The sequence below is a fragment of the Methylobacterium sp. WL116 genome, assembly GCF_008039455.1.
GTDB lineage: Bacteria > Pseudomonadota > Alphaproteobacteria > Rhizobiales > Beijerinckiaceae > Methylobacterium.
Genome location: NZ_VRUV01000228.1, coordinates 1 through 7129 on the forward strand (window position 1 = coordinate 1; position 7129 = coordinate 7129).

Annotated in this window: 9 protein-coding genes, 1 tRNA gene and 2 pseudogenes; 5 read left to right on the plus strand and 7 right to left on the minus strand. The window is 72.4% G+C overall.

What is annotated here, in order from left to right:
* The 4 genes and pseudogenes from FV223_RS16225 to FV223_RS16240 form a co-directional block, all read right to left on the minus strand.
* A pseudogene (locus tag FV223_RS16225) lies at positions 1 to 600 on the minus strand (peptide ABC transporter permease); the annotation flags it as partial.
* A 136-nt stretch (positions 601 to 736) separates the two neighbouring features.
* Complete coding sequence (locus FV223_RS16230; RefSeq protein WP_147728006.1) at positions 737 to 1261, minus strand: DUF2937 family protein; 525 nt, start codon at positions 1259 to 1261, stop codon at positions 737 to 739.
* Positions 1262 to 1332: 71 nt separating this feature from the next.
* The gene (locus FV223_RS16235; protein WP_147728007.1) at positions 1333 to 2334 is read right to left on the minus strand and encodes a WD40 repeat domain-containing protein; all 1002 of its coding nucleotides are present in this window, start codon (positions 2332 to 2334) and stop codon (positions 1333 to 1335) included.
* A gap of 49 nt (positions 2335 to 2383) precedes the next feature.
* Positions 2384 to 3058, minus strand: a pseudogene (locus FV223_RS16240) (YoaK family protein).
* A 207-nt stretch (positions 3059 to 3265) separates the two neighbouring features.
* Here FV223_RS16240 and FV223_RS16245 point away from each other — a divergent pair.
* Both FV223_RS16245 and FV223_RS16250 read left to right on the plus strand, forming a co-directional pair.
* Entirely contained in the window at positions 3266 to 3691 is a 426-nt protein-coding gene (locus FV223_RS16245) for a response regulator (RefSeq protein ID WP_147728008.1), read from the plus strand.
* A gap of 39 nt (positions 3692 to 3730) precedes the next feature.
* Positions 3731 to 4096 (plus strand): photosystem reaction center subunit H, encoded by a 366-nt coding sequence (locus FV223_RS16250; protein ID WP_147728009.1) that lies wholly within the window; start codon positions 3731 to 3733, stop codon positions 4094 to 4096.
* Between the two features lie 53 nt (positions 4097 to 4149).
* Here FV223_RS16250 and FV223_RS16255 read toward each other — a convergent pair whose 3' ends face one another.
* Positions 4150 to 4506: a hypothetical protein gene (locus FV223_RS16255; RefSeq protein WP_147728010.1), complete on the minus strand. Its 357-nt coding sequence runs from the start codon at positions 4504 to 4506 to the stop codon at positions 4150 to 4152.
* Positions 4507 to 4510: 4 nt separating this feature from the next.
* Positions 4511 to 4738, minus strand: coding sequence for a hypothetical protein (locus FV223_RS16260; protein WP_147728011.1), 228 nt, complete (start codon positions 4736 to 4738; stop codon positions 4511 to 4513).
* A 56-nt stretch (positions 4739 to 4794) separates the two neighbouring features.
* On the opposite strand from FV223_RS16260, the gene FV223_RS30500 reads away from it, so the two are divergent.
* Complete coding sequence (locus tag FV223_RS30500) at positions 4795 to 4938, plus strand: hypothetical protein (protein WP_187274659.1); 144 nt, start codon at positions 4795 to 4797, stop codon at positions 4936 to 4938.
* Positions 4939 to 4942: 4 nt separating this feature from the next.
* On the opposite strand, the gene FV223_RS16265 is transcribed toward FV223_RS30500, so the two are convergent.
* Positions 4943 to 6385, minus strand: a complete 1443-nt coding sequence (locus tag FV223_RS16265) for a protein adenylyltransferase SelO (RefSeq protein ID WP_246689700.1) — start codon at positions 6383 to 6385, stop codon at positions 4943 to 4945.
* 215 nt (positions 6386 to 6600) lie between these two features.
* On the opposite strand from FV223_RS16265, the gene FV223_RS16270 reads away from it, so the two are divergent.
* Together FV223_RS16270 and FV223_RS16275 are read left to right on the plus strand one after the other, a co-directional pair.
* A tRNA-Met gene (locus tag FV223_RS16270) sits at positions 6601 to 6677 on the plus strand.
* 155 nt (positions 6678 to 6832) lie between these two features.
* Positions 6833 to 7129 (plus strand): CDP-diacylglycerol diphosphatase (locus tag FV223_RS16275; RefSeq protein WP_147728012.1); only part of this gene is annotated, 297 nt, incomplete at its 3' end.

Sequence of the window (7129 nt, forward strand, 5' to 3'; positions counted from 1 at the left end):
CACCACGGCGAGGCCCAGCGCCTCGCGGTCGCGCCGGCGCGAGCGCAGCCACGCCACCGAGGGCCAGAGCAGCAAGGCCAGGAGGGTGAGGCCGCGATCGAGCGCGTTGTCGTCGTCGGGCACGCCGCGCATCAGGGTGTCGCCGAACAGGCCGAGCACGATGGCGACGATCGCCGCCGCGGTGACGCCGAGCGGCAGCAGGTAGAGGTTGGCCGAGCGCATCCGGTCCGGCAGCGCCATGTAGCCGGCGAGCGTCAGCAGGATCGTCGCGACGAGGTTGGCGAAGCGCTCGGAGGCGGCGCCGGGGAACGGCGTCCAGACCAGCGACAGCGCCATCCACACCAGCACGAGCAGGCCGGCGAGGAAGGCCGGCGCGCGCAGCAGCCGGGCGCTGCCCGACAGCAGCGGGCGCTGGCGCCCGTCGATGGCGCTGGCGATGATCAGCAGCGCGACCGCGATCGGGGCGAGGATCACCGTGGCGCGGCGCGCCACCTGCGCCACCACCGGCACGATCACGAACAGCCCGAAGAACCCGACGCGGCGCAGGAGCGCGGCCGCATCGAGCGCCGGGTCGATCGTCTGGGTGGATGGGCGCGCCATGGTGCGACTCGAAACCAGCGTGACGGCGACGTGCCCGGGAAACCCGGCCTCGCCCGTCCTTGCCTTTCCGCTTAAGCAAGCCGCGCGCTAGGGGCTGTAGACGCCCGGCCACACAGGGGCGCCGACGTCGCCCGCCTCAGGCGGTCGTGACCTCCGTCTGCGGCCGGCGGCGGACCACGCGGCGACCGACGTCGGACAGCACGCGCCAGCCGCCCCAGGCGGCGAGGAACCCGAGCAGCCCGGCCACCACCCCGTCCGCCGTGGTCGGCAGCGCCGGTTCGTAATCCTGGTAGGTGGCGCGGGCGAGCGGCACGTCCGGGTCGCGGATCACGGCGGCGAGCCGCCCGAGCGGGCTCATGGCCGAGGCCAGCGCCTGCTGCTGCGCCGAAAGCCGGGCGAGCCGCTCGATGTCGTAGCGCGCCGCCTCGCCCCGCCGCGCGATCAGGGTGTCGGGGTTGGTGCGAAGCCGGTCGACCGCCCCGTCGCGGGTGTTGCCGGTGGCCTTGGCGTCGGAATCGAGCGTCGCGATCTCGCGCTTCAGCTCGTCGAGGGCGCCGCCGAGGCGCTGGGCGTATTGCTGGGCGAATTCGGGGCCCTGCGCCGCCAGCCCGCCGCCGAGGAGGCCGAGCGCCAGACCGAGGGTGCGGAAGACACGAAACACGGCATCGCCTCGTCGAAATGGTCGTTGCAGAAGAGCACGGCGACGGCGGCAGTTCCAGAACCCGGTCGGATTCAGGCCGGCAGGGTCAGCAGGCCCGCCGCGCCGTCGACGCATCCGAAGGCCAGCCGCCCGCCCTTCGCGTCCCAGGCGAGCGCCGAGATCGCGCTGCCCTTCACCGCCGGGCGGACCAGCAGCTCCGAGGCGTCGGTGAAGCGCACGAGCAGGATGCAGCCGTCCTCGTAGCCCATCGCCAGCACCAGGGCCTTGGGGTGGAACGCGACGCGCGAGACGCGGGCCGGGCGCACCCCGCACTCCCGCGGGGCCTTGCCGGTCGGGCCCTCCTTCGAATCGAACGGCCAGACGATCGCGGCCTCCGCGCCGCTGGTGGCGAGCCAGTGCCCGTCCGACGACCACGACACCGAGCGCACCTTGGCCGGGTAGCCGGACATCCGCATGTGGCCGCGGTCCGGCTGCAGGCGCCAGCCGTGCAGCGCGTTCTCCTGCATGGTCGAGACGACGAAGCGCCCGTCGGGCGACCACGTCACGTCGATGTGCGAGCCCTTCCACTCGACCATCTCGGCCGGGGTCTCGTGGTTCGGGTACCAGAGCGAGACGCCGTTGTAGTGCGACGCCGCGAGCCGGTAGCCCTTCGGGGCGAAGGCGAGGCCGCGGGCGGTGGAGGGGGCGGTGAGGGTCCGCTCGCGCCCCTTGGCGTCGCGGGCGACCACGCTGCGCCCGGCGGCGTAGGCGACCGACCCGTCGGGGTGCAGCGCCAGCGCATCGATCCAGGCGCCGCCCTTGGCGGTGGCGACCTCGGACAGGGTGCCGTCGGCCCCGATCGCCACGACGCGCCCGTCGTCGCCGCCGGTGACGAGGCGGTTAGCATCGCCGGCGGCAGCGAGGATGCCGGCCTCGGGATGGGCGGCGAGGCGGCTCGAGGTGCCGTCGCGGCTCAGGACGATCGTGCCGTCGCCGAGCGCCAGCAGCAGCGCGTCCTTCACGAAGTGCGCGGCGACGACGTGGGCGCCCGCCTCGATCGGCGCGACGTGGGTGGTCAGCGAGGTGTTGCTCATCGGGCGACTCGATCGGAACGAAGGCGGACAGGACGGGTGCGGAACGGGATCAGGCGGCGGGCGGCTCGGGCATCATCGCGCGGTGGCGGAGCGCGAAGATCGCGGCGACCAGCGCGAGAACGCCCGATATCGCCGCCGGGATCACCAGGGCATAGAGGTCGAGGCGGGCTTAGGCCACGGCGCCGGCGAGGGCGCCGACTAGGAGGGCGGCCCAGACCGCCCCGTCCCCGACCCAGCCGAAGGGCGGCCCGGTGCGGGTGAGCGCCTGCGCGATCTTCTGCCCGAGGCTGAACAGCGCCCCGGTGACGAAGGTGGTGCCGGCGCGAAACCCCTTCACCTGCGCCAGCACGGCGTTCTGCGAGCCCATCGCCACCGCCATGAAGAACGAGGCGATGCCGAGCTCCGGGATCGCGAGGCCGACGCCGAGGGCGGCCAGGATCAGCAAGGCCTCGTAGCCGAGCACCGCCGGCGTCGCCCAGGGGAAGGGGACCAGGATCGACAGCCCGCTGCCAAGGACCGCGCCGGCGAGGAACCCGCCGATCAGGACCGCCGGCAGCACCACGTGCGCGAAGTCGGCGTGCCCGAGGAAGACCGAGAGCTGCGTGGTGTTGCCGCTCATGAACGAGGTGTAGAGGCCGCCGAGGCGCACGAAGCCGAGGGCGTCGACGTATCCAGCGAGCGCCGTCAGCACGAGGCCGGTGCCGAGCTGCCAGGACCGGCTCACGAAACCCGATCCGGTGCGCGTTCCGTCAACACTCGGTTAACCATTCCCAGCGCCTCGTCCAGGGGCGGGCGGGCAGGGTTAAGGCTTCGCTCACCAAACCTCGGCAATTCGATGCAATCACGGCGAACGCCGGAGCACAGGGCCCCGTTGGTCTTGCGATCCGGCTGCGGGACCTTCGTTCCGCGCCGGGTGAGTTGGAGTTGCGTCATGATGTCCTTCGCCTGCGCCGCCATCGGCCTGCCGAGCTACCTCGACCGCGCGCCCACCACCGTCCTGGTGGTGGAGGACGAGCCGTTCGTCTGCGAACTGGCGGCGGAGGCGCTGCTCGACGAGGGCTACCGCGTCCTGACCGCCGCGGATGCCTGGGAAGCCGAGGCGATCCTCGCCCGGGAGACCGTCGATCTGCTCTTCACCGATATCGATCTCGCCCGCAACACGAACGGGATCACGCTGGCGCGGGCCGCCCGGGCGCATTGCCCCTCGCTCCCGGTGGTCTACACCTCCGGCGGCCGCGCCTGCCTCTCGCAGGGCGAGGCCGTCCCCGAATCGATCTTCGTGCCGAAACCCTATCGACCGAGCCAGCTGGTCGCGCTCACGAACGACATCCTGCGCAGCCACGCCCACCACGCCTGATCCCGATCCCTCGACGCACGACGCCCGGAACCCTAACGCATGCGCCTCGCTCACGCCGCCCTCCTGATGCTCGCCGCCGGCCTCGCCACGCCGGTCGAAGCCGCCTGCGACGTGAAGGGCGCCAAGATCGAGGAGACGATCGCCCGGAAGAGCGAGCTGCAGGAAGCCGCCAACAAGCAGACGGTGCGCGACCTGCGCACGCTGCGCGACGCGGCGATCGTGCTCGAAACCTATTCCTACGTCACCGAGTGCGAGCGCGTTCTGGAGATCGTGAAGACCCTGGCCGCCGACCCAGAAAAGACGATCGAGAAGGGCGACACCGACGAGGAGAAGGCCGAGGACCTGCAGGAGGCGCGCAAGCCCAAGCCCGCCTTGGAGCCGGCCGCGCCGGCCAAGCCCAAATGACTAAGCCCAAATGATCACGCCCACATGATGGGGAAGCCCGGGTCGGTCCGCCTCTACCAGCCGAACCGCGCGATCCGGGCGAGCTGCGCCTTGCCGGCGGCCTCGTCCCGGCCGAGGAGCGCGACCCGCTCGGACAAGCCGTAGGCGGTCGGCGAGAACGGCAGCGACAGCAGCACGACGCCCTCGGTCCGCGATCGGTTCACCGAGGCGATCAGGCAGGCGATCACGGGATCGTCCTCGGGCGCGCCGACGCAGTCGGCCCGCGGGCTGCCGAACAGCGGCCGGTTCGGCAGCGTCAGCTGGATCGTGGTGCCGCCGCGCCGGTCGGGGGCCGGCGGCAGGCTGTAGCTGCGCACGAACAGGGCCGGGACCAGCACCAGCAGCGCCAGGACGACGAGAGCCTTGCGCATGGCCTCAGCCCGGCTCGTCGAAGCGGCTGCGGAAGAACACCTCGCGCCCGGCGCCGTCGATCACCCGGACCGCCTCCGCCGGCCCGCCCGAACGCTGCGGGACGCGGGCGCGGGTGAACAGGCGCAAGGCGCGTTCCTGCGCGCCCTCGAGCCCGGCGCTGCGCACCGAGATCCGCGTCTGGACGTCGCCTGGCTCGGGGCCGAGGACTTCGATGTGAAAGGTCTCGCGCACCGCCGTGCCTCTGCCCTAACTCGGACGCATCGTCCACCGTCGCGAGACCTTAGCCCGTGAGCCCACTCAAGATCGCCGCCGCGGTCGCCGTCTGCGCCCTGCTGTTCTGGCTCGGCCTGCGCATCACCCGTGTGATGGTCGACCTCGGCATCCGCGCCGGGCATGCCGAGGCGCGCCGGCGCGAGGAGGAGGAGCGCTGAGCCCCTATCCGACGGGCAGCGGCGCAGTGCCGTAGGCCTCCGCCATGCGCGCGATCGCCGCGAGCTTGTCCGAGAGCACCGACCAGTCGTCGGACGACGCGATCGGCGCCCAGAGCGCCTCGACCTCGTCGATCAGCAGCGTGCACGGCCGCGCCTGCGCGAAGTAGGGGTGGGCGAGGTTCGCCCCGGCGGCCGGCGCCATGCCCTGCAGCGCCGCGCGCACCGGCGCGAAGCTCTCGCCGGCATAGAGCGCGGCGGACGGGCTCGCCGCGGCACGGTCCGCGCTGGCCGTGCCGCCGTACCAGTCGAAGAACGTCTGCTCGAACGGGGCGCCGCTCTCGGCCAGGAAGCGCCAGAACGCCCCGACCAGGCGATCGGTCTCGTCTTGGCCCGCCTTGGCGAGCCCGAGCCGCGCGAGCAACGCGTCCGCGAACCCCTCCTGCAGGGCCGGGCCGAAGCCCTTGAGGACGGCTTCGAGATCCGCCTGCGGCGCCAGCGTCAGCAGGCAATCCGCCAGCCGGGCGAGGTTCCAGTACAGCGCCTCCGGCTGCCGGCCGAAGCTGTAGAGCCCTTGCGTGTCGAAGTAGGCCGCGGTGAAGTTCGGGTCGTAGGCCGGCAGCCAGCGCCACGGGCCGTAATCGAAGCTCTCGCCGGTGACGTTGATGTTGTCGGTGTTGAGCACGCCGTGGACGAAGCCGGCCGCCGCCCATTGCCCGCCCATCCGGGCGACGCGCCGCGTGACCTCACCGAGGAACGCGACGGCCCGCTCGGCCACCGACTCGCGCCAGAGATCGGGCATGTGGGTGGCGATCGTGTGATCGAGCAGCCGCGCGACGTTGCCCGGCTCGTCGAGCGCCAGGAAGCGCTGGAAGCTGCCGATGCGGATGTGGCCGTGGCTCAGGCGCACCAGCACGGCCGAGCGGGTGGGGGAGGGCTCGTCGCCGCGCTCCAAAGCCTCGCCGGTCTCGATCAGGCTGAAGCTCTTGGAGGTGTTCACGCCCTGCGCTTCGAGGAGCGCGGTGGCCAGCACCTCGCGCACGCCCCCCTTCAAGGTCAGGCGCCCGTCGCCGGCCCGCGACCACGGCGTCGTGCCGCTGCCCTTGGTGGCGAGATCGAGCAGGCGCCCGTCGCGTAGGTCGTGCAGCTGCGCAAAGAGGAAGCCGCGCCCGTCGCCGAGATCGGGGTTGTACGAGCGGAACTGATGGCCGTGATAGCGCAGGGCCAGCGGCGCCGGGAACGAGCCGGGCAGCGGCTCGAACCGGCCGAACCGCGCGATCCACTCGGCGTCCGACAGCCCGTCGAGGCCGACGCGCGCGGCCCAGGGCTGGTTGCGGACGCGCAGGATGGTCTCGGGAAAGCGCGCGGCCTCGACCACGTCGAAGAAGTCGCCGCCGAGGTCGGCATGGCGGCGGGAGGGCCGCGCCGCGTGGGATGGGAGGTCTGACAAGGAAACGGCCCTCGCTGGGTTCCGGCATTCGAACGACACGCAGTGCGATAAGCCGCCCCGGCCCGATCCGTTGCGGCCCGGCGGAAGCGACGCAAACCGGTCCCGAAAAAACCCGGGCTCCATCCCGAAACAGGGCGTTGACACCGCAAGCCGCCGTTCCCTATACCGCCGATCTCCGAACCGGCCGCCTGCCCGAGCAGACGGCCGCGGGCTGGGGCGGGGTAGCTCAGCTGGTTAGAGCAGAGGAATCATAATCCTCGTGTCGGGGGTTCGAGTCCCTCTCCCGCTACCATTTCTTCAACCCGCCCAGTCTCGACGTGGCGGGTTTTTTCATGCCCGCAGGGCACTCCGAAGCCGTGCTGCAAAGCGCGATCGCCGATGCGACGCGGCGGGGGTGATCGCGGCCGCCTCGGGCGGACGGCGCGTCGGGGATCCGGGAGGGACGTCATGCGCTGGATCGTGCCGACCGCGATCGTTCTCGCCGCGCTTCCGGCGGCCGCCTGCGCCGCCGGCGATCCGAGCCGGGACGTGCTCTGGGCGGCGCTGAAGACCTGCGTCCTCGCCAAGAGGCTCGCCGACCGGACCTTTCCCTGCCTCGACGTCGATCTCGGCGACAAGGACCGGCCTGGAACGGCGGTGCTGCGCGCGCCGGGCGAGCCGACCCACGTCGTCGTGATGCCGACGGACACGGTCGCCGGGCTCGAGGCGCCGGTGCTGCGCGGGGCGCGGGGGATCGCCTACTGG

Coding starts and splice junctions, on each gene's coding strand:
- FV223_RS16235 (WP_147728007.1), bottom strand. CDS start 2,334: ATGAGCAACACCTCGCTGACCACCCACGTCGCGCCGATCGAGGCGGGC.
- FV223_RS16250 (WP_147728009.1), top strand. CDS start 3,731: ATGCGCCTCGCTCACGCCGCCCTCCTGATGCTCGCCGCCGGCCTCGCC.
- FV223_RS16245 (WP_147728008.1), top strand. CDS start 3,266: ATGATGTCCTTCGCCTGCGCCGCCATCGGCCTGCCGAGCTACCTCGAC.
- FV223_RS16255 (WP_147728010.1), bottom strand. CDS start 4,506: ATGCGCAAGGCTCTCGTCGTCCTGGCGCTGCTGGTGCTGGTCCCGGCC.